At 64.5% G+C, this 20,648-nt stretch carries 20 protein-coding genes; 11 read left to right on the plus strand and 9 right to left on the minus strand.

Translation table 11 applies throughout. The features are described 5' to 3' along the window. Positions 1-17 precede the first annotated feature (17 nt). A complete protein-coding gene (locus SCA01S_RS11920) occupies positions 18-1,037 on the minus strand; it encodes a Rieske 2Fe-2S domain-containing protein (RefSeq protein ID WP_082349682.1) in 1,020 nt (339 codons plus the stop codon). A gap of 91 nt (positions 1,038-1,128) precedes the next feature. On the opposite strand from SCA01S_RS11920, the gene SCA01S_RS11925 reads away from it, so the two are divergent. Then, complete coding sequence (locus SCA01S_RS11925; RefSeq protein WP_167542892.1) at positions 1,129-2,148, plus strand: AraC family transcriptional regulator; 1,020 nt, start codon at positions 1,129-1,131, stop codon at positions 2,146-2,148. Between the two features lie 25 nt (positions 2,149-2,173). Here the strand turns inward: SCA01S_RS11925 and SCA01S_RS11930 are convergent, their stop codons facing one another. Beyond that, complete coding sequence (locus SCA01S_RS11930) at positions 2,174-3,103, minus strand: LysR family transcriptional regulator (protein WP_062785790.1); 930 nt, start codon at positions 3,101-3,103, stop codon at positions 2,174-2,176. A 101-nt stretch (positions 3,104-3,204) separates the two neighbouring features. On the opposite strand from SCA01S_RS11930, the gene SCA01S_RS11935 reads away from it, so the two are divergent. The 4 genes from SCA01S_RS11935 (at position 3,205) to SCA01S_RS11950 (ending at position 6,884) form a co-directional block, all read left to right on the plus strand. Next, positions 3,205-4,293 (plus strand): Rieske 2Fe-2S domain-containing protein, encoded by a 1,089-nt coding sequence (locus tag SCA01S_RS11935; protein WP_062785792.1) that lies wholly within the window; start codon positions 3,205-3,207, stop codon positions 4,291-4,293. 157 nt (positions 4,294-4,450) lie between these two features. Next, positions 4,451-4,849 carry a c-type cytochrome gene (locus tag SCA01S_RS11940; RefSeq protein WP_218016401.1) on the plus strand — a complete coding sequence of 133 codons (399 nt, stop codon included), beginning with the start codon at positions 4,451-4,453 and terminating at the stop codon, positions 4,847-4,849. After that, complete coding sequence (locus SCA01S_RS11945) at positions 4,846-5,337, plus strand: hypothetical protein (protein WP_062785796.1); 492 nt, start codon at positions 4,846-4,848, stop codon at positions 5,335-5,337. Before SCA01S_RS11940 ends, SCA01S_RS11945 begins: the two co-directional genes overlap by 4 nt. Beyond that, positions 5,334-6,884, plus strand: coding sequence for an FAD-binding oxidoreductase (locus tag SCA01S_RS11950; RefSeq protein ID WP_062785798.1), 1,551 nt, complete (start codon positions 5,334-5,336; stop codon positions 6,882-6,884). Before SCA01S_RS11945 ends, SCA01S_RS11950 begins: the two co-directional genes overlap by 4 nt. Before the next feature lie 35 nt (positions 6,885-6,919). Here SCA01S_RS11950 and SCA01S_RS11955 read toward each other — a convergent pair whose 3' ends face one another. The 7 genes from SCA01S_RS11955 to SCA01S_RS11985 all read right to left on the minus strand — a co-directional run bounded on the left by SCA01S_RS11955 (position 6,920) and on the right by SCA01S_RS11985 (position 16,055). Continuing rightward, positions 6,920-7,576, minus strand: a complete 657-nt coding sequence (locus SCA01S_RS11955) for a FadR/GntR family transcriptional regulator (protein ID WP_022677560.1) — start codon at positions 7,574-7,576, stop codon at positions 6,920-6,922. Positions 7,577-7,681: 105 nt separating this feature from the next. Continuing rightward, a complete protein-coding gene (locus SCA01S_RS11960) occupies positions 7,682-9,151 on the minus strand; it encodes an NAD-dependent succinate-semialdehyde dehydrogenase (RefSeq protein WP_022677559.1) in 1,470 nt (489 codons plus the stop codon). Positions 9,152-9,162: 11 nt separating this feature from the next. Continuing rightward, on the minus strand, positions 9,163-10,173 hold the full coding sequence (locus tag SCA01S_RS11965) for a dihydrodipicolinate synthase family protein (RefSeq protein WP_062785800.1): 1,011 nt from the start codon (positions 10,171-10,173) through the stop codon (positions 9,163-9,165). A gap of 4 nt (positions 10,174-10,177) precedes the next feature. Then, positions 10,178-11,173, minus strand: coding sequence for an ornithine cyclodeaminase family protein (locus SCA01S_RS11970; RefSeq protein WP_169049070.1), 996 nt, complete (start codon positions 11,171-11,173; stop codon positions 10,178-10,180). A gap of 153 nt (positions 11,174-11,326) precedes the next feature. After that, the gene (locus SCA01S_RS11975; protein ID WP_054130397.1) at positions 11,327-12,283 is read right to left on the minus strand and encodes a LysR family transcriptional regulator; all 957 of its coding nucleotides are present in this window, start codon (positions 12,281-12,283) and stop codon (positions 11,327-11,329) included. A gap of 79 nt (positions 12,284-12,362) precedes the next feature. Beyond that, a complete protein-coding gene (locus SCA01S_RS11980; protein ID WP_062785802.1) occupies positions 12,363-13,484 on the minus strand; it encodes an FAD-dependent monooxygenase in 1,122 nt (373 codons plus the stop codon). A gap of 117 nt (positions 13,485-13,601) precedes the next feature. Continuing rightward, complete coding sequence (locus SCA01S_RS11985) at positions 13,602-16,055, minus strand: TonB-dependent receptor (RefSeq protein WP_062785804.1); 2,454 nt, start codon at positions 16,053-16,055, stop codon at positions 13,602-13,604. A gap of 63 nt (positions 16,056-16,118) precedes the next feature. On the opposite strand from SCA01S_RS11985, the gene SCA01S_RS22255 reads away from it, so the two are divergent. The 6 genes from SCA01S_RS22255 to SCA01S_RS12010 all read left to right on the plus strand — a co-directional run bounded on the left by SCA01S_RS22255 (position 16,119) and on the right by SCA01S_RS12010 (position 20,622). After that, the gene (locus SCA01S_RS22255; protein WP_167542893.1) at positions 16,119-16,355 is read left to right on the plus strand and encodes a hypothetical protein; all 237 of its coding nucleotides are present in this window, start codon (positions 16,119-16,121) and stop codon (positions 16,353-16,355) included. Between the two features lie 99 nt (positions 16,356-16,454). Continuing rightward, on the plus strand, positions 16,455-17,195 hold the full coding sequence (locus SCA01S_RS11990; RefSeq protein WP_062785806.1) for an EthD domain-containing protein: 741 nt from the start codon (positions 16,455-16,457) through the stop codon (positions 17,193-17,195). Between the two features lie 164 nt (positions 17,196-17,359). After that, entirely contained in the window at positions 17,360-17,893 is a 534-nt protein-coding gene (locus SCA01S_RS11995; protein ID WP_245652534.1) for a sigma-70 family RNA polymerase sigma factor, read from the plus strand. Beyond that, entirely contained in the window at positions 17,880-18,590 is a 711-nt protein-coding gene (locus tag SCA01S_RS12000) for an anti-sigma factor (RefSeq protein WP_062785810.1), read from the plus strand. The genes SCA01S_RS11995 and SCA01S_RS12000 overlap by 14 nt, the downstream gene beginning before the upstream one ends. 287 nt (positions 18,591-18,877) lie before the next feature. Beyond that, positions 18,878-19,438: a fasciclin domain-containing protein gene (locus SCA01S_RS12005; protein ID WP_022675877.1), complete on the plus strand. Its 561-nt coding sequence runs from the start codon at positions 18,878-18,880 to the stop codon at positions 19,436-19,438. A gap of 179 nt (positions 19,439-19,617) precedes the next feature. Then, positions 19,618-20,622: a DUF3034 family protein gene (locus SCA01S_RS12010; protein ID WP_157088954.1), complete on the plus strand. Its 1,005-nt coding sequence runs from the start codon at positions 19,618-19,620 to the stop codon at positions 20,620-20,622. Positions 20,623-20,648 lie beyond the last annotated feature (26 nt).

A 20,648-nucleotide genomic window follows, 5' to 3' on the forward strand; every position in this document is an offset into this window, starting at 1 on the left:
TGCGCGCAGGCGCAGGGCTATGCCAGTTCTGCCTTCAACAGGGCGCTCACCCGCCGGCGCGCCAGCACGGCTGACTTGTCGATCGGCAGCAGCAGGGGCTTCATGTCGAACAGTTCGCGTCCCTTCATGCGCCCCTGGATATCCGCGATCATCGGTTCGTCCTCGTTCTTGAACGCGCCCTCGACGCCCAGCCGGAATCCTTCGGAAACGGCCGGCACGCCCTGCAGCTGGTTGCGGCCACCCGCCCAGAAATAGTGCGTCGTGGATTCCGTCTCTGGCGTCAGCAGGTGGCAGAACGGAACCTGCACATGGGCATTGGCCATGTCGGCGTGCCGGGCAACGTCAAAGCAATTGCGTTGCACGAGATTGGCAGGTGCCTGCCAGCGCATGACGGACAGCAGGCTGATCACCTCGGGGGCGTCGTTCCACAGGCCTGCAACCAGCGGCGTGCGCTTGCACTGGGGGCGGTTGTACTGCGAAACCACCTGCTCCCCCTCTTCATGACAGGTCACTTCCGTGGGGAACGTGTCCGAAGGGTCTGCAAGGAATGGATGCAGGAACTCGACATGGGTCAGGTCCAGCAGGTTGTCGATGACGAGTTGGTAATTGCCTTCGACATGAAGGTAGCCCTCCACCCAGTCAAACTGCGCGTCCTCGCGCGCCGACAGCACGGGAATTTTCGCAGCGTCGGCATTGTCCGCCTGCCCCATCCAGATCCACACCATGCCATGGCGTTCGACCAGGCTGTATGACCGTACGCGGATTGCGCCCGTCGCCGGTCCATGTGGATTGTGCACGCAGCGCCCGTCGGGGCCAAACCGCAAGCCATGGTAAGGGCAGGCAATGGCATCACCATGCAGCTTGCCCTTGGCCAGGGCGGCAAACCGGTGGGGGCAGATATTGGACAAGGCGACCGCCGTGCCCTGGCTATCGCGATAGAGCACCACCTCCTCGCCCAGAAACGTGCGGGCAACCGGCTCTGCCCCAAGCGACGACGACCAGCTTGCCGGATACCAACTCTCGCGGATGAACGGCATTATCCCACTCCCTTGTTGTACGGGCACGGCGTGATCGCGCGCCAGACGATTTTCGTTGCGTGGAGCCTAAATCCTTCGGATGCTGGCCGTGATGGTTACGCGTACGGAAAAACGGCTGCTCCGTCCGGATTTTGCAGCACCCTCGATCACCAGCAGCCTGCTAGCGGATTTCCGGCTGGTGGGCGCCTCGCTTACCCGGTTCACGCTGCGTGCGCGAAAGGGGTTTGTCATGAGCGGCATGCCCTACATGTTCATCGTGGCAGAAGGGCATTGCCGCGTCGGTCTTCCCGATGGGCGAACCATCAAGCTGGAGCCAGGCGATGCCGTGATGGCACTGGGTGGCGCCCCCACCCAGCTGGCTGTTGGCGGCAGAGTGTCTAGCTACGCGGACATGGGCGAAGTCTGGGACGCCAATGCCGGACCGCCGACCTCGCTTGAGGGCTATGAACGCCCGGTCGATATTGCCTGGGGCGATGGCCCCGTCGGCTGCGTCCTCATCGGCAGCGCGATGACCCTGTCGCACCGCGCGGGAACACCGCCCGTGCAGAAAACGCTCCCCGCGGTGCTGCTCGCACGCGACAGCGAGACGCGGCTGCGTTTTTGGACCGCGGCGCTTGTGCAGATGCTCGACGCGGAAAGCGCTAAGCCGTCAGACGGATTTGCCGCGATCAGCACGATGACCTCGCAGTTCCTCATGGCGCAGATCCTGCGCACCCACCTTGCTGCCAATGCCCCGGCGTTGAGCGACATCCTCGACAAGGGCCGCTCCCGCGCGCTCGCCAGCCTGATGCGCCGGCTGCAACGCCACCCCGAAAACGCCTGGACCCTGGCCGACATGGCCAAGGCGGCCGGCATGTCTCGTACCGCCTTTGCCGAAGTGTTTGCACGCGCGACGGGCACGACACCTTTTCGCTATCTCACCGGGTGTCGCATCAATGCTGCGGCTGATTTGTTGCGCAACACCGATCTGCCCATAACCGATGTGGCCGATCGCTGTGGCTATCGTTCGGAACGGGCATTTCGGGACGCGTTCGTCCAGGCTCACAACATGCGCCCGCTCGCCTTTCGCAAGGCACAGCGGGCGAAGGATGATGCGATCGCCAGGGCGTGATGTGGGGCGAGCCCGGCCGGGTGGGCTATCCTGCCGGCTTGCCATCCTCCGTCCACACCGCCGCCTCGTCGCGGATCAAGCCCGTCAACCATTGCAGGCCCATGTCGCCCCTCCGCGCCGGGTGGTGCTGCATCACAACTTGCTGCAAGGGCATGGCAAAGGGTGGCTCCGCCACGGCAAGCGGGGCGATCCGCGCAAAGAAAGCGGCAAGGCGCCCATGCATGAGCGCAAGCCGCGGCGTGCCGACCAGGAACCACGGCAGCGACGCGAACGAACTTGTCGTCACCGCGATGCGACGCTCGATTCCCATTTTCTCGATCACCTGATCGGCAAACGAAGCCTCGCGGTTCGGTCCGAACGTGGCGACGACATGCCCGGCAGCGGCATAGTCAGCCATGGCAATCGGTCCAGAGAACAGCGGGTTGTTCGCGCAGCCGACGATCACGTGCCGCTCTTCGAACAGCAGTTCTGACGGAAACCGCGCCAGCACAAAGGCATCGGGCCCGATCAGCAAGTCCACCTGTCCGTTGTCGAGCGCCAGCCCGGATTGTTGCGAGGGAGGAATGATATCAAGGCAGACATGCGGCGCCACCTCGCCCAATCGCGCCGCCACGCGGGTGAGCAGTACCACGGCCATGTAGTCGGACGCGATGATGCGAAAGGTGCGCTGGCTGCCGGCAGGTTCGAACCGCTGGCCAGCCTGCAGCATGGTCTCGGCATCGCGCAGCAATTGCCGCACCAGGGGCAGCAGTGTCTCGGCGGTTGTGGTGGGCAGAAAGCGCTTGCCATTCAACACCAGCAACGGATCGCCGAAATGATCCCGCAGACGGCCAAGCGCTGCACTGACAGCGGGTTGCGACAAGTTCATCCGCTTTGCCGTCTCGGTGATGCTACGTGTGGTCAGCAGCACTTCGAGGGCCACCAGCAGGTTGAGATCCAGGCCTTTGAAGCGCATGCCATCCTCTGATTTGGTGAGGATTTATCCTCAAACCTTTCGATTTGCTTGAGACATGACGCACACCCAAGATGTCCGCAACAGCAAAACGGGAGAAGATCATGGACGATGCGAGCGCCACCGCACCCGAACCCGTGCGTGACGGCATCAGCACCACCGGACCAGAGCGCAATTGGCCGAACAACAGCTGGTGGGTCGCCGCGCATGGCAGCGAGGTGACGGACAAGCCGATCCTGCGCTGGATCCTCGAAATGCCGGTTGCGCTCTATCGCAGCGAGGCGGGCGTGGTCTCGGCCCTGCACAACCGCTGCCCCCATCGCTGGGCACCGCTGCATCTTGGCCATGTCGAAGGCGCGGATCTGGTCTGCCCCTACCATGGCTTTCAGTTCGCGCCATCCGGGCAGTGCGTCCGCGTACCCAGCCAGGCCACCACCCCACCGGCCATTCGCGTGCGCGCGTTCCCGGCGGTGGAGCGCTATGGCTTTGTGTGGATCTGGACCGGAGAGGTGGAAAAGGCCGATCCCAACCTTATCCCGGCAGACCTTGCCTACCTTTCCGATCCTGCCTGGCACACCGTCTGGGGCTACAAGTCGGTTAACGGCAACTATATGCAGCTCAAGGAAAACGTCCTCGATCTCACCCATTTCGCGTTCCTGCACAAAAACTCGCTGCAGGTCAGCGGGTGGGACCGCGCGCCAGAAGTGGAGATGGGCGAAGGCCGCGTCGGCTATGTTCAGGTGCACGACATGGAGCCGCTCGCCCCCGTCTATGCCGTTCCGGCAGGCAAGCCGATCGGCAAGCTGGCCAATCGCACCACGCGTGGCACCCAGCTTTCACCCGGCGCGCACCATGCCGAGGTCGCAATCCACGATCCCGCACCCGACGACGGCGGGCTGGCACATTTCTCGCTCCGCATGGTTCACCTTACCACCCCGGTGTCGATCGCCCGCTCGCACTATTACTGGGCGATGGCCCGCGATCATGGCGAGCCGTTCGACGTGGAAGCGACCCGGGGCATGGCCGACATCGTCTTTGGCGAAGACATCGCCATGGTCGAGGCGACCCAGCAGATGGCGCGCTGCGCCATTGATCATGATCAGGCGGTGGAGTTCAGCGTATCGGCCGATCAGGCCGCCATCCAGGGGCGCCGGCTGGTGCAGGCGATGGTCAACGCCGAGCGCGCAGGCTGAAGCGCGGCGACCATCGACGCGGTCGATAGCACGACCTCACGCATAGTCATTCGACCTCGCATGCGGCGCAGCGTTATGACGCCGCAACAACGAGATCGCGCCGCGCCTGCATCACCGGAGCGCTGGCCGAAATACCATCCGGTGGGGGAGGCCAAGCATGAAAGAGACCCGCACCCGCCTTCGCCCTGCGCGGCGGCGGCTACCCATGGCGCGCACGCTGGCGCTGATCGGGACACCGGCCTGGGCTGCCGCTGGCCTGGTCTTGTTCGGTGCGCCCGGCAACAGCCAGGTTCCCGCACCCGCTGATCGCGGCGTTCCGGTGGTCTCCGCCCTGGTCCGCACAGGCGATCCGGTGGGCGTGCAGGTCTATGCGCGCACCTGCGCCTATTGCCACGACCATGGGGTTGGCCCGGCCATCACGCACCGTGGGTTGGATCCCGCCGTGGTGCGCCTGATGGTGCGGCATGGCGGGCTTGCCATGCCGGCATTCCGCCCCACCGAAATCAGCGATGCAGAGCTTGCCGCCGCCTCGGCCATGCTGGAGCAAAGCAAGTGACCCTTCCGCTTGGCCGCCGCGCCTTTCTCGCTACCACCGGCGCGGCCATGGCAGCAGCCAGCACTAGCGCACTGGCCAAGGCCGCCCCGCCCACGCCAGGCTTGTTGCTCCTTACCGACGCACCTGCGGCGCAGGCCTGGCTGCAATCGCTTGCCAGCGCCTTTGCCCAGCAGGCCGGCAGCCCGGCCGAAATCGTGGTGGCAACGCAGCCCGAGACCATGATGACGCTGATCGCCGATCGGCTGGCGCGGCCGCGCGGTGCGTTTCTCAGCCTTCTCGCCAGTTCCTCGCACCTGCTGGTGCAAGTGGCCCTGCGTGATTCCGGGGCGCACCAGTACCTGGAACTGGAACGGGCGGCCGATCTCCTCCAGGCGCCCCAGGCTGCACTTCCCCTGCACAGGGCGTTGGGTTTCGCGCCGCAACTGCCCACACCTGCAACGCTCGCCGGCCGCTCGCTGTTGGCAGGCGCAATGGAGATTTCGCGATGACCGTCGATTCCCCCAGGCCGGTCCTTCCTCCCGGGCACGATCGCCGCAGCTTCATGGCCGGCATCGCCGAGTTCCGAAAGGCGATCGGCGAGGACAATGTGTTCGTCGAAGAAGAACGCCTGGCGCCCTACACCAAGATCATGATCCCTGGCGAGGATGCAGACCATGCGCCCTCGGCAGCGATCGCCCCGGCATCGGTTCCCGAAATCCAGGCCATTCTGGCGATCTGCAACCGGCACCGGATTCCGGTCTGGCCGGTCTCCACCGGCAAGAACTTCGGATATGGCACAGCCGCGCCGGCCATGCGCGGCACGGTTGTGCTCGATCTCAGGCGGTTGAACCGCATCATCGAGGTCGATGGCGAACTGGGCACCGCCTTGGTCGAACCGGGCGTGACCTATCGCGCGCTGCTCGATCATCTCAAGGCGCAAGACCTGCCCTATTGGATCGACGTGCCCGCCCCCGGCCCGATCGTCGGCCCTGTGGGCCAGATCCTGGAACGCGGCATCGGCTATACCCCCTATGGCGATCATTTCGCCCACGCCTGTGGCATGGAAGTCGTCCTTGCCAATGGTGATATCCTGCGGACCGGCATGGGCTCGATCGCGGGCGCCAAAAGCTGGCAGACCAACCGCTATGGCTATGGTCCCTATCTCGACGGGATTTTCAGCCAGTCGAACTTTGGCGTGGTTACCAAGATGGGCCTGGGCCTGATGCCGCGGCCCGAGGTTTACAAGCCGTTCCTGGTCTCGTTCCCCAACCACGGCGATCTGCCCCGCGCGGTAGAGATTGCCCGTGACCTGAGCTTGCGCGGGGTCATCCGCAACACACCAGTCGTGGGTCACGTGCTCTACATGATCGCGATGAAAGCCCGGCGTGCCGACGTCTTTCCCGGCGAAGGCTCAGTCACCGACGAATGGATCACGCAATTCACGCGGGATCATCATCTCGGCATATGGGTGATGCAGGCCGCGCTCTATGGCTCGGCGGCGCAGGTCGCTGCAGACTGGGCGCTGATAGAGCAGGCCTATGCCAAGAGCGGCGCGATGCTGCTGACAGACCGCGAATTGGGCGACGAGCCCACCTGGCAGCATGCCAAGCGGCTGATGGCCGGCGAACTCGATCTCGACGAATTCGGGCTCTACAACTGGCGCGGCGGCGGCGGATCGGCCTGGTTCGCGCCGGTTGCCCGCGCCACCGGCGCCGACGCAACCGCGATCGTCACGCTGGGCAAGCAGATCCTTGCCGAGTTCGGCTTCGATTATCTCGGCGGCTTCATGGTGCAGCAGCGCAACATGATCGCAGTGATGGACCTGCTGTTCGACAGGTCTTCGCCCGATGAACGCAAGCGCGCCCACGATTGCTTTGCCCGCCTGATGAGCGAGTTCGGCAAGCGCGGCTATGGCATCTATCGCACCAACATTGCCTTCATGGATGTGGCAGCGGCCCTGCAGGGTCCGGTGCGGATGAACGTCAACCGAACGCTGAAGCGCGCGCTCGATCCCAACGGCATCATCGCCCCGGGCAAGTCAGGCATCCATCTCTGAACACATCGATCGTTGCGCTGGGGGCGTATCGCCCCTCAGCGCAAACCGAACAGCTTGCCACGCAGCTGGAACAGGTGCTCGCGCATCAAGGTCTCGGCGCCAGCGGGGTCGTGCCGGCGGATCGCGTCGACCACTTGGGCGTGCTCGCTGTCGGTATCCGCCTTGGGTCCTGGCTCGGCGCCAAACACCTGGTCGATGCGGCTATCGAGCGTGAACTTCATTTGCGTGCGCAGCGTGTCATACAGCGTGAGCAGCAGATTGTTGCGGGTCGCCTGCGCGATGGCGCGGTGCAACCGCTCGTCCAGTCGCTTCCAGTGGAGCATGGATGGGGCGAGCTTCATCTCCGCAAGGCAGGCGTCCATCTCTGCCACGTCCTCCGGGGTGCTGTGAATGGCGGCCAGCGCGGCGAGTTGCGGCTCGAGCGCGGTTCGTGCCTGAAGGATATCGTCGACGCTGAACGAGACGGCAACGGGATTGCTGTCGATCAGCTTGCGCGGGCCAACAAAGGTGCCCTTGCCAACATGGCGCCAGATCTCGCCTTCACTTTCCAACCGCTTGAGCAAGGTACGCAACCGCCCGCGCGAGATGCCGAGTTCGTCGCTAAGCTTCGGCTCGGGCGGCAAGCGATCTTCGCCGCGCTCCACCGTCTGGTCGAGAAGGGCCCTGAGACGGACCAGATCGTCCTTGATCACCCTGCACTCCCCATCGCTGTCGCTGCTTTCGCCACGCCTCTCCCATGCGGTATGCGCCCGTGCCGATCAATAGCATGGGCGCGGGAAAGGCGCGGGCGGCAGCTGTCAAATCCCGCCCAGGGCCACGTACTTGGTTTCGAGGTATTCCTCGATACCGACCTGGGAGCCCTCGCGCCCGAGCCCCGATGCCTTGACCCCGCCGAACGGGGCCACCTCGGTAGAGATCAGGCCTTCGTTGACCCCGACCATCCCGAATTCCAGCCCTTCGACCACGCGGAAGATCCGCCCGGCATCGCGCGCACAGACATAGGCGGCAAGACCGAACGGGGTATCGTTGGCGAGGGCAATCGCCTGTTCCTCGGTTTCAAAGCGGAACACCGGCGCTACCGGGCCAAAGGTTTCCTCGCCAAAGATCTGCGCATCGTGCGGCACATTGACCAGGACCGTCGGCTCGAAGAAATTGCCGCCCAGCGCGTGGCGCCGGCCACCCGCCGCCACGCTGGCGCCCTTGGCCACCGCGTCGGCGATATGCTCCTCCACCTTGGCGAGCGCGGCCGCGTCGATCAGTGGGCCGATCGCCGCATCGGGCTGGGTGCCTTCCGCCACCTTGAGCTTGGCGGTCTCCTCCGCCAGACGCCGGGCGAACGCATCGTGGACGCCGGCCTGGACCAGAAAGCGGTTCGCGCCGATGCACGATTGGCCACTGTTGCGATATTTGGCGACCAGCGCCGCCTTGACCGCCACGTCCAGGTCGGCATCGTCGAACACGATGAACGGCGCATTTCCGCCCAGTTCCATGCTGGTGCGCTTGATGGTCGGCGCGCATTGTTCCAGCAGCAACGCGCCGATCTCGGTCGATCCGGTGAACGACAGCTTGCGCACGGTGGGATTGGCAGTGATCTCGCCCCCGATTGCCCCGGCAGACCCGGTCACCACGTTGCACACACCCTTGGGCAGTCCCGCGCGCTCGGCCAGCACGGCCAGCGCCAGCGTGGTCAACGGGGTCTGGCTGGCAGGCTTGATCACCCCGGTGCAGCCTGCGGCCCAGCCTGGCCCGGCTTTGCGCGTCAACATCGCCGCAGGGAAATTCCACGGCGTGATGGCGGCAAACACGCCCACTGGCGCCTTTTGCACCAGAATGCGCCGGCCCTGCATGTTCTGCGGGATGATCGCGCCGTTGACGCGCTTCGCCTCTTCCGAAAACCACTCGATAAAGCTGGCGGCATAGAGCACCTCGCCGCGCCCCTCGCTCAGCGGTTTGCCTTGCTCGGACGTAATCAGCAGAGCAAGATCATCGATATTCTCGATCATCAGGTCGAACAGGTTGCGCAGGATGGCGCCACGTTCCTTGGCCAGCAGACCCCGCCAGGCCGGCAGGGCCGACGCAGCGGCCGCGATGGCACGGCGCGTTTCCTGCGCGCCAGCCTTGGGCACGCGGGCGATGAGCGCGTTGGTCGCCGGATTGCGCACATCGAACGTTGCGCCATCGTCTGCCTGCACCCATTCGCCATCGATCAGCATCGCCTGCCTAAGCAGCGACGGGTCGTTCAGCGCAAGCGGGGTCGGTTGTTCCATGGTTACGCCTTTCAGCAGGGGTTGCGGCCGATGAAGAACAGCTCGTCGGCATCGGTAGTCGGATTGAGGCCAGCGGCTTCCTGCCCACGGCGCAGCGCGGTCATGTCGCGCTGGTAAACCCGCGCCGTGGGATGGCGCAGCGGGCCACCGTTATAGCCCTGCAACCAGGCTTCATACTTCCACATCATGCGGTTGATCAGGCCATTGCCAGCCTGGGGAACCCCGGCAAACGCACGACGCGCAGGATCGACACGGTGAAATTCGGCCGTCGCCTCGTCAAAGCGCTTTTCGCGGATAAGCTGGAACACCTTGGGCAGCCAGGGCCCGAAATAGGCCGAGAAGTTGGTGCCGCAGAACGGCACGTCGATCAGTTGGGCCAGCGGCACGAACTCATGCTCAAGCGGATAGGAGATCACCACTTCGTTGCCGAACGCGCGCTGCGCCTCGATCGCGCCCATGATGAACGGCGCCCCACCCTCGGCCTTGATCGATACCACGTTGGGGCAATCGTCGACCAGGCGGCGCAGCAGTTCGATCGGCATGTCAGTCGGGCTCAGGCGCGAAAAACCCCAGGTCGGGATCGGGAAGAGCATGACCGCCAGGTCGGTCGCATCGCAGAACGCCTTGGTATAGGCATAGATATCGTCGAGCGACTTGGGGAAGAAATAGGGCGGATAGCCCAGCAGGATCAGCTCTACCCCCGCGGCCTGGGCCAGCTTTGCCGCCGCAATGTTGTCCTCCAGCGTGTTGAACACGGCGTGGTGGACCACGAAGATCCGCCCGGCGGACTGCTCTACCATCACTTCGACAAAGCGCTGGTATTCGGCCATGGTCACGGCCACTTCCGAACAGGCCAGCGTGCCGACAAAGCCATGCGCAATGGTCGTCTCGATATCGTGGCGGGCGGCCTTTTCATTCAGGCCGGCAAAGTCGTTGGTCATCGTCGGGATGGTGACGTTGGCAACGCCAAGCATCTTTTCGCGCGCCCAGGCGCGGGCTTCGCTCTTGGTGTAGCTGGGCATGATATCACTTCCCCTTGTTGACGGGTTGAATAGGAGCCGGAATTTCGGTGCCAAGGCCCAGTGCCCGCGCGCGTTCGACGCACATGGCGGCAACGGTCAGGTCCTGGATCGCCGCGCCGACCGACTTGTAGAGCATGATCTGATCGGGTGACGTGCGCCCGGGGCGGGCGCCCGACACGACGGCCGACAGGCTGGCGAGCTTGTCAGCAAAGGCAACGCCGGCAGCGCTCGCCGCGATCATGTCGCCCGTGTCGTGCGCCACTTCCTCGACCATGTCGGCCACGATCAGATCGGCCCGTTCGATGGCTTCGGGATCGAGTTCGCGCTGTTCCGGCAGGGTCGATCCGATCGACACCACGGTCATCCCCGGACGCAGCCAAGCGCCGCGCAAGGTCGGGCTTTCATCGCGCGAACGCGCAGCGCAGATCACCAGGTCGGCCGATTGCACCGCCTCCTGCGCGCTGTGGGCCGCTGTTACGGCAACGCCCTTGTCTGCCAGGGCCGCGCAAAAGGCAGCGCGGCTGCTTTCGCGCGGACTGAAAACCTCTACTGCCCCGATCGGGCCGGAGTGTGCCAGTGCTTCAAGATGGGTGCGCGCTTCGAAGCCCGATCCGATCACGGCAACCCGGGGCTGCGGCTTATCGAGTAGCTCGCGCGCGGCCAGCGCCGATGTCGCCGCCGTTCGCAGGCCCGTGATCGAGGCAGCGTCCATCAGCGCCTCAAGCGCCATCGTCGCGCCGTCGAACAGCGGAATCAGGTAAGAGGCACAGGCATTGCGCGGTGACGCGGCGATCATCTTGGCCCCCAGGTACTTCTGCCCCGGCATCACCCCAGACAGCGTGCGCAGCCACAGGCCCTGTCCACGGGCCATCGAGCGTGGGGGAAACTGCGCATCGGTTACATCCACACCATAAGCGTCACGCAGCGCCGCAATGGCCGCAGCCCAGTCAAACGCGGCCCCCACGTCCGCATCGGTCAGGATCAAGGTTTTGAGGCTCACGCACGACTCCTGCGAAGATGCACCAGGCTGAATTGCCATTTTGGGTGCGCTAATTACATCAATGAAACGTGTCAATTTATAAATTGATTCGAAAGAGGTCAGCCAAGGTCGTGCGCCGCCGCACACCGTCCCCATGTTGTAATTTTCGCGATATCAGCCCGACGCGGTGCGTCCGGCGCTGCTTGCGGCAAGGTGCGCCTTGGCAGGATCGCGCGACGCCATCAGCCGGATGCGTTCCACCAGCCAGTTCAATGCCAAGTCGTTGCCGCTGGCGACATGCCATTGCAGCATCTCGCGAATGGGCGGCATCACGAAGGGCAACTCACGCAGCACGATCGCCTCGCTCTGCGCCATCTGCTCGGCCAGCCGGCGCATCACTGTCGCCACCCGCCTGGTGCCGACCACCAGTTTGGGAAGCACCAGAAACGTCGGCGCAACTACCTCCACCCGGCGCGCCAGCTTCATCCGCGACATGAAGCTGTCCTCGAAAGCCGGCACCCGCATGCGCCCAAAGCGGGCAACGGCGTGGCCCACATCAAAGTAGGACTGGCGCGTTATCTCGCTGTGCATGAAGGGATTTTCGTCCCAGCCGATCATCACGTGATCGTCCTCGAACAGCAGGCAACTGGGATGATCAGGGCTCAGCGCATAGTCGAGCGAGACGAGGAGATCGGCCTGCTGCCGCTCGATCACCTCGTGCGGGGCATCATGCAGGGGGAGAATGTCCACCCGCATGTTGGGTGCCGATGTTTCGAGATCGCACAGCACGTCGGCCAGCAGGACCTGCGTGACATAGTCCGAGCCCACGACCTTGATCTGGCGATCGCAGGTCAGCGGGTTGAATTCAGGAGCGACCGTGATCGTGTTGCGGATCTGCTCAAGCACGGCGCGGACCGGCTCGCGCAGTTCCTCGCCACGCACGGTCAGGGTCATCTGGCGGCCACGCACCACCATGAGCTCGTCGCCGAAATAGTCGCGCAGCCGCGCCAGGGAACTGGAGGCGGCAGACTGGGACAGGCACAGGCGCTCTGCCGCCAGCGTCACGCTGCGTTCAGTGAGCAGGGCATCGAGCGCCACGAGCAGGTTAAGATCGAGTCGCTCGAACCGCATAGAACATCTCCCGGTCGTTTTTCATCATTTTGCGCCAAGCCTACTAACGCGTCGCGCCTTGCCGAACCACCTCCCCTGTTCAGATCGGCTCCGCCAGCGCGGCAACAGCGGCCCCAAACACCTGCGTCTGCTCTGCAGACGGGGCGCGGTCGATCTCCATCTGGCCCAGCCGCACGCTGGTTTGCACCACCAGCCGGCTGCGTTCCCAGCGGCGCTCTGCAAAAGCGTGCCACCCGGTCGCAACGCTGTCCGCCGCAAGCATTTCGTGCGCCAGAACCAATCCGTCTTCCACCGCCAGACCGGCGCCCGACGCAAGATGCGGGGTGGTCGCGTGCGCGGCATCGCCGATCAGGCCGACCCGGCCCACGGCCCAGGGGCGCGGCAGCAGCATCGCCTCGAGCGGGCGATAGTTGAACGCGCTGTCGGGCCCCAGATCGTCGCGCACAGTGGCGATCACGCCGCCAAAGCCAGCCAGAATCTCGCGCAGCATCGCGATCCCTTCCTCGGCACCCACCCGCGGGTTGCCGGGCATCGGGGTATTGCAGAACAGGTACATCTTGTCGGCCGAGCATGGCGTCACGCCGGCCTTGCGGTCTGGGCCGTAATACATGCGGCCACTGTCCAGCCACGCCGGCCGATCGGCCAGCACGCGCCAGCACCCCTGCCCGGTGAATTGCGGGCGCGGTGCATCGGGAAACAGCAGCCCGCGCATGGCAGAAAACGCGCCATCGGCCCCCACCACCAAGTCATAGCGCCCGGTTGCCCCATCGGTGAACACCACGTCCACGCTATCGGCATCCTGCGTGAACGATGCCACCGTCACCCCCAGCCGCACATCGGTGCCCACTGCGCGGGTGCGGCTCGACATGATGTTGTGCAGCACCGGACGCAAGATGCCACCGGCGGCCGGAAGGTCGGCGGCCAGCGGCGGCATCGCGTGCTCGGCAATCAAATCACCGGCCTGGGTATAGAGCCCGACCTTCTTGGAAAAGGCCGCAGCCGTGCTCACTTCGTCCAGCAGGTCGAGCGCCTTGAACGCGCGCAGCGTAGGCCCGGTGATGGTGATGCCGGCGCCCAGCACCTTCCACTGCGGATCGATATCCACCAGATCGACCACGATGCCGTGCTGGGCAAAGGCAATCGCGGTGGCCATGCCGCCAACGCCGCCACCGACGACAAGGGTTTTCAATTGCTTGGGCATAGTACGTTCCTTGTCGGGAGGCTGCAGTCTAATCAGAGTTTCTTGATGCCCGGCGTTGCCATGCGTGGTTTGCCATCCGGGCACCGGGGAAGGATCGCCCTTCCCCGGCTTTGAGCTTTAGAACTTCACCGATGCGCGCGCGCCATAGGTGCGGGGCGGCGCATAGGACGTGGCGATCACACCGCCGACGTTGTTGTTGTATTGCGTCAGGATGCGGACGTTGTTGTCGGTCAGATTGCGGACCCACGCCGTCAGTTGCCAGCGCTGGTCCTGCGGGCCGAACGCGATCGAGGCATCAGCGGTGAAATCGTCGCCGGAGTTGTGCTGGGCGAGATATTCAAAGCCGATCACCCGGTTGGAGCGATAGCGGCCATCGAGCGACAGTTGCAGGGTGTAATCACCCAGCGGGACATCCTGGCGAATGCCGCCATTCAGCGACCAGCGCGGGGAGTTGAGCCCCGGCTTGCCGCTGCAGTCAATCGTGTAGACCGGCAGGCCACCCTCGGTGCCGGGCGCGTAGGGGCACCCTACCGCCGGCGGCAGCGAGGTGCCGCCACGCGGCACGTTGTAGGTGAACTGGTCCAGTGTGTTGTCGACATATTGAACGTCACCCAAAAGCAGCGTGGTCGGCGTCGCCTTGAACTGGAAATCGATGTCCACTCCCTTGATCGTCGACTTGCCGACGTTGGTGGTGAAATAGGTCGTCAGGCCATCGCTGCCGAAGCCGAAGTGTGAAACCTGCTGGTTGCGGTACTTCCACAGGAACGCCTCGACGTTGATTTGCAGGCGATTGCCCATGAGCCGGTTCTTGATGCCAGCGGTATAGGCATCGATGAATTCCGGCGCATAGGTTTCACGCCCCGTGGCCAGGGCAAAGCCGCCAGAACGATAGCCGGTCTCGTAGCTGAGATAGGCCAGCGATTGCGGCCCGACATCGTATTCTGCGGCCAGGCGATAGGTGAAGCGGTTGTTGTTGAGCGGCTTGTTCACCGCAACCGGGGCATAAGTCAGGATGTTGCCGGCATTGCCGAACGGACGCACATCACCCGGCGCAGTGGGGAAGCCCGCTGGCAATTGCGACGCAGGAATCTGGGCGGCGATATCTGCCAGCGTCAGGCCGGTCGGCACCGATGGGCCGCCAAAGCAGCCATTCCCGGCGGGCGGCGGCGCGTTGGTGCACAGGTCCAGCAGGGTATTGGCCAGGCCATCGATGCGCTTTTCGTCACGCGTATAGCGTCCACCGGCAACCAGGCGGAAATGATCCGTGGCATGGAACACAAGCCGCCCAAACCCGGCATAGGACTTGGTGCCGATGGTGTAGCTCTGGATGGAACTTACCAGATACTGGTTGTAAGTGCTGTTGCCCTGGACGTTTTCGTCATAGAAAAATCCGCCGATCAGCCATTCGACCGGGCCGATCGGCTTGCCCGCAAGCCGCACTTCGGCACTGAACTGATGACTGTTTTCCTTGGTTCGTGCCCCGCGGAAACTGGGCGCCCCGTTGAACAGGTCGTCCAGGGTCGATTTGCGATAGGCCAGCAGTGTTGTCACCTTGCCAATGCTGGTGTCGAGGTTGGCTTCGCCTTCAACGCCCCAGTTGGTATCGTTGATGAACGGCTTGTCGAGCGGTGCAGGAGAGATGAACGACCCGCCGATCACGGTGTTTGCAAAAAATGCGCTGGCCTTGGGAGACAGCAGGCCCGACCACGCCCCCAGATTTGCAGGAACATAGGTGTAATTCGCCGGCGCATTGGCCGAAGCCGGTGCACCCGGCGTGAAATTCAGAAGGCCATCATACGTGGCGCCCACGCCCATGCCGCCGTTGTGCGCCCAGTCCGCCGCCAACCGGAGCGACACTGCCGCGCTGGGCTGCGTCAGGATCTGCGCGCGCAGGGCCTGCGACTTGGTATTGCCCGTGCCGTCGGAATAATAGCCTTTGCTGTCAACGACCTTGCCCGCCAGCCGGACCGCCGTGTTGTCGCCCACCGGCACGTTGATCATGGCATCGCCGTCGATGGCATTGAAGTTGCCATAGCCCAGCGAGGCCGCGCCCATCAGCTTGCCGATCACCGGCTTGGCGGGAAGCACATTGACCGCGCCGCCAGTCGCATTGCGGCCGTACAGCGTGCCTTGCGGGCCCTTGAGCACTTCGATCCGCTCAAGGTCGAAAAATGCGCTGCCGGTCGACGTCGGGCGGCCGATGTAGACACCGTCATAGTTAAAGGCGACAGCCGGATCGCTGTAGGCATTGTTGGTGAAATTGCCGACACCGCGCACGAAATAGCTGGTGGTCGCGCCACCACCCTGGGCAACGGTCAGCGAAGGCGCCACGGAATTGAGAGTGGCCGCGCTGTTGACGCCCGCCTTCGTCAACGCTTCTGCCGTAACCACGCTGATCGCGATCGCGGCCTTTTGCGCGCTCTCCGCCTTGCGCTGCGCGGTCACGACGATTTCCTCGAGCCCGACAGTGCCAGATTGCTGGCCCGCCTCATCGGCATGCGAGACCTGCGGCATCGCGGCCATGGCCATCATCGCCAGCGCTGAAGCGCCCGAACGAATGCCCTGCTTCATGTTTTCCTCCCTCTCCGTGACTGTTTTTTGGCTTTTATCGTGCTCGGGCTGCCCCCGATGCGCATGTCATTGTTCCGCCATTTGCAAACGCCTGTCGTTTATGCTGTCGCACGCGGCGCGCCGCGCCCGCTGCGCCAGAGCGGCCCGACCGGCTTCCTGCTCACCCGCGTTTTTCCTGACATTGTGCCGGCAAACCTAGTCAGCATCGCAGGCGGAGAAAAACGAAAGATACGCATAGCGCATTATCGATGCCATCAATGTGTGTATAAACACGAATCAATCTTCGCATTGATGGAATAAATATGGACCTATCGCCGCTAGCGGCTTTACTCCCGAGGCCGGCATGGCAAGTTCGGGCCTGCCGCCAAGCGGCGAAATACCAGTTCAAGGGAGAGTAGGATGCTCAAGATCGTTGCCGCCGTCCGGCGCAAGCCGGGCATGACGCATGCCGAATACCTCGCCTATATCGAGCAGGTCCACGGCAAGCTGGCAACGGACAACCCCTTGCAACTCCACCGCTATGTCCAGAACCATGCCTTCGACGGGGCCTATGGGTCAGGCGATCGGCCCGATCATGTCGGCGTTTTCCATCGCGACAGCGTGACCGAACTCTACTTCACCAGCCCCCAGGCCATGGCGGAAACCTTTTCGGCCGAATACAACCGAACCGTGATTGCGCCGGACGGTGCGCACTTTGCCGAATTGCCGACCAACCAGGCCTTGCTGACGATCGAAACCGTACTGGTCCCCCCGCCGGCCGCCCCGGCCGCGAACACGGTGAAGATCATGATGCTGCTGGCTTGCGCCGACGGCGTGGTCGCGGCGAACGCCCAAGGCGGATGGCAGGCCGCGCACGAAGCCGGGCTGGCTGCGGCCCCCGCCTTTGCCACGGCGATCTGTGGGCTGACGCGTTCCGACCCGCAGGAAAGCGGGCCAGGCGCGGCGATGGCCGCGCATTTTGGCGGGGGAGATCAGCCACCGCTGGCCCTGCTCGTATCGATCTGGGCGCCGGAAGACGCGCTGGCCAATTTCCGCCGCTACGAACGCAGCGTGCTGGCCAGCGGGCTGTTCCACCGCGATTACAGCTATTTCCTGTTCACCCGCGAGGTGGAAATTCTGGCGCCGCGAACGGATCAATAGGCGCGATCCGATCGGCCACCGCGCAAATCCGGGCGGGGAATTGGCGCGCGAATGCGATCGCTGCCCCCTCCCTGTTTGCCACGGTTGCGTCCCCTGCCATTCAACGGCTAGACCAGCGGCCTATGCCGCCCTCCCCCGCACCAGATGCTCTGCCGCGTTCCGAATTGGTCGCCCTTCTGCTGGCCGCGGCGGAAGGCGACGAGCCGAGCTTCTCGGAACTCTATCGCCGCACCAGCGCGAAACTATTCGGCGTGGTCCTGCGTATCTGCCCTGATCGGGGGATCGCGGAGGACGTATTGGTTGATGTCTACCTGACCATCTGGCGCCGTGCCGGCGCGTTCGATCCGGGCCGGGCCAGCCCGATCACCTGGATGGCGACGATTGCGCGCAACCGGGCGATCGACGCCATGCGCCGCCAGCCGCGTGTTGCGCCAGTCGCGATCGACATGGTCCCCGAGATGGCCGACTGTGCCACGCTGGCAGAAGCCGCCCTGATCGAAGCGGAAGGCGATGCCCGCCTGCACCTGTGCGTCGAGCAGTTGGGCGAGCCGCAGTCTGGCGCCATCCGCGCGGCCTTTTTCCACGGGCTGACCTATGCGCAACTGGCAACCACCATGGCCGTGCCGCTGGGCACGATGAAAAGCTGGATCCGGCGGAGTCTTGCCCGGCTGAAGGAGTGCCTCCATGCCGAGGACTGATCCCGTGCTGTCCGAAGAGGATGTGGTGCTGGCTGGCGAGCTGGCGCTTGGCGTGCTGGAAGGCGATGCCTTGGCCGCCGCCCGGCGCAGGCTGATTGCCGAACCGGCGTTTGCCCGCGAAGTGGAACTGTGGCGCGATCACTTTGCCGCGGTTTCCGTGCGCGGACCTGCTGTGGAGCCTCCAGCCGCCTTGGCCGGCCGCGTGCAGCAGGCCGTTCGCGCGCAGGGCGGCGGCACTCTGGCAAGCATGTCGCAGCGGGCAGTGGCGCGCTGGCGCGCGGCTGCCATCGGGTTTGGCGCGCTGGGCCTTGGCGCGGCGGCTGCGCTGGCCCTGGTATTGCTCCGTCCCGCCACCGTCGACAATACAACCGGCGATAGGGTCCTGGTGGCTGCGCTCGATGTCCCTGCGGCGCATGCCACGCTGCTGGCGCGGATCAAGCCCGGACGGCTGCATGTCACCGGCGCGCTGCCCATTCCCGACCAGCATGACGCGCAGGCGTGGGTGATCGATGCTTCGGGCACGCCGCGTTCGCTCGGCGTGTTGCAGCGAACGGGCGGCCAGGCACTCGAAACCGTGCCACAACGCGCGCTCGCGCCGGGGCAGACGCTGGCGATCAGCATCGAGCCGATGGGCGGCGCGCCTGGCCCACTGCCGACCGGGCCTGTCGTCGCCACCGGCACGATCGAGACAATCTGAGCGCATGACAGAGGCGGGAGCGCACCGACAGTTGCGCGCCCGCTAGCCTGACAGAAGCGAAACGGGCGCGATCCGGTTCGCAGTGTCGCTGCGCGCGCCATCAGCGCAAAAATCCGCCCTGCCCGAAAAAATTTTTCACCGGGCGTGCATCCAAGCGCCGGGCCCCTTGCGTAGCTGCGGCATCGGCGGGGGCAGGAAGCCATCCACTATCCCTGCGCCCGTCGAAATGAATGCAGCATTCGTCCGCATTGCCTGTGGTTGTGCGGAAACCCAAAAGGAACAAGATCATGAAGCTTTTCAAGATCCTCACCACCCTTATTGCTGCCAGCACGCTGCCCATCGGCGCGACCGCTCTCTATGCCGCAGCCGCGCCGGTCACCGTCGGTGGCGCGCCGATGTATCCCACCAAGAACATCATCCAGAACGCGGTCAATTCCAAGGACCACACCACCCTGGTCGCGGCTGTGAAGGCCGCCGGGTTGGTCGATACGCTGCAAGGGCCTGGGCCGTTCACCGTGTTTGCGCCCACCGATGCGGCCTTTGCCAAGCTGCCGGCCGACACCGTGCCCACGTTGCTCAAGCCGGAAAACAAGAACCAGCTGACCGCGGTGCTGACCTACCATGTCGTGCCCGGCAAGCTCAGCGCGATGGCGCTGCGCCGGAAGGTGATGCAAGGCCACGGCAAGGCGATGCTCAAGACCGTACAGGGCGAGGATCTGACCGTGACCGCCATGGGCCGCAAGCTGATGATCACCGACAGCAAGGGCGGCATGGCCACCGTCACTATTCCCGACGTCAACCAAAGCAATGGCGTGATCCACGTCATTGACGCCGTTCTGTTGCCCTGAGGGTCGCACACCAGGCGGGCATCACGGGGCGGGGGAAACGTGCGCGTTTCCCCCAAACCCGACAGCACACCGGGGGGGCACGAACGCGCGCACCCATCGTACCGAACACAAACACACACACGCCGTATCTGATGCAACGCGGGACGGATGATCCTGCATTTTCAGTGGAGTAGAACAACATGAGGTTGAACGATATTCCGCGGGCCGCGATGGCGGCTCTGGCGGGAGCGGCTATCTGCGCGCTCAGCGCCCCCGCGTTTGCCGAGACAGCACCCGGTGATGCCGAGACCGCCGCACCTGCCGATAGCGGTGGCGGCGACACCCAATCGCCTGGCGACGCGTCGCACGAGCTGGTGCCATTTCGCAATGGCGGGCGCCTGCTGCTGACCGGCGGCGTCTCCACGATCGAGGGGGCCGGCGGCGGCGGCCTGGTGCCCTGGGCGCTGATCGGCGGCTATGGCACGCGCGACGAGTTCGGCATCCAGTCCTACGTCACCGGCGTAAAATCCGAGGATTTCGCGCTGGTCGCCTTCGGCGCCTCGGCCAACATCAAGAACCGGTTAGAGATTTCGCTCGGCCGGCAGAATTTCCATTTGCGCGATGTCGGCAAGGCGCTCGGGTTGGGCAACGATTTCATCATCAGTCAGACCATCATCGGCGCCAAGGTCCGCCTGATCGGCGATGCGGTGCTCGATCAGAACACGCTGGTGCCGCAAATCTCGGTGGGCGTGCAGCACAAGATCAATGACGACAAGACCGTGGTGGGCGGCGCGCTTGGCCTGCGCCGATCGAGCACCGATTTCTACATCGCCGCCACCAAGCTGTTCCTGGACAAGAACCTGCTCGTCAACACCACCGTGCGGCTGACCAAGGCCAACCAGTACGGCATTCTCGGCTTCGGCGGGCTTGGCGGCAAGGACCAGGCCTACAAGCCGACCTTCGAAGCCTCAGCGGCTTATCTGCTTACCCGCAAGCTGGCCTTCGGCGCCGAAGTGCGCACCAAATCAAACCGCCTGCAAGGCGCGCTAGGCGGGGATTCCTTCCGCGAGGACGCCGCCTACGACATCTTTGGCGCCTATGCCCTGGGCCGCAACCTGTCGCTGACGGCGGCGTACGTCGATCTTGGCCATATCGCGCTCAAGAACCAGCACGCCGCCTATCTCTCGCTGCAAGTCGGCTTCTGACGCTGCCATTCTTCCGGAGACATTCC

This window comes from Novosphingobium capsulatum NBRC 12533, assembly GCF_001598375.1.
In the GTDB taxonomy this organism is placed as follows: domain Bacteria; phylum Pseudomonadota; class Alphaproteobacteria; order Sphingomonadales; family Sphingomonadaceae; genus Novosphingobium; species Novosphingobium capsulatum.

Coding starts and splice junctions, on each gene's coding strand:
- SCA01S_RS11965 (WP_062785800.1), bottom strand. CDS start 10,173: ATGCCCAGCTACACCAAGAGCGAAGCCCGCGCCTGGGCGCGCGAAAAG.
- SCA01S_RS11935 (WP_062785792.1), top strand. CDS start 3,205: ATGGACGATGCGAGCGCCACCGCACCCGAACCCGTGCGTGACGGCATC.
- SCA01S_RS11920 (WP_082349682.1), bottom strand. CDS start 1,037: ATGCCGTTCATCCGCGAGAGTTGGTATCCGGCAAGCTGGTCGTCGTCG.
- SCA01S_RS11990 (WP_062785806.1), top strand. CDS start 16,455: ATGCTCAAGATCGTTGCCGCCGTCCGGCGCAAGCCGGGCATGACGCAT.
- SCA01S_RS11950 (WP_062785798.1), top strand. CDS start 5,334: ATGACCGTCGATTCCCCCAGGCCGGTCCTTCCTCCCGGGCACGATCGC.
- SCA01S_RS11980 (WP_062785802.1), bottom strand. CDS start 13,484: ATGCCCAAGCAATTGAAAACCCTTGTCGTCGGTGGCGGCGTTGGCGGC.
- SCA01S_RS12005 (WP_022675877.1), top strand. CDS start 18,878: ATGAAGCTTTTCAAGATCCTCACCACCCTTATTGCTGCCAGCACGCTG.
- SCA01S_RS22255 (WP_167542893.1), top strand. CDS start 16,119: ATGTCATTGTTCCGCCATTTGCAAACGCCTGTCGTTTATGCTGTCGCA.
- SCA01S_RS11975 (WP_054130397.1), bottom strand. CDS start 12,283: ATGCGGTTCGAGCGACTCGATCTTAACCTGCTCGTGGCGCTCGATGCC.
- SCA01S_RS11930 (WP_062785790.1), bottom strand. CDS start 3,103: ATGCGCTTCAAAGGCCTGGATCTCAACCTGCTGGTGGCCCTCGAAGTG.
- SCA01S_RS11925 (WP_167542892.1), top strand. CDS start 1,129: ATGGTTACGCGTACGGAAAAACGGCTGCTCCGTCCGGATTTTGCAGCA.
- SCA01S_RS11985 (WP_062785804.1), bottom strand. CDS start 16,055: ATGAAGCAGGGCATTCGTTCGGGCGCTTCAGCGCTGGCGATGATGGCC.
- SCA01S_RS11960 (WP_022677559.1), bottom strand. CDS start 9,151: ATGGAACAACCGACCCCGCTTGCGCTGAACGACCCGTCGCTGCTTAGG.
- SCA01S_RS12000 (WP_062785810.1), top strand. CDS start 17,880: ATGCCGAGGACTGATCCCGTGCTGTCCGAAGAGGATGTGGTGCTGGCT.
- SCA01S_RS11940 (WP_218016401.1), top strand. CDS start 4,451: ATGAAAGAGACCCGCACCCGCCTTCGCCCTGCGCGGCGGCGGCTACCC.
- SCA01S_RS12010 (WP_157088954.1), top strand. CDS start 19,618: ATGAGGTTGAACGATATTCCGCGGGCCGCGATGGCGGCTCTGGCGGGA.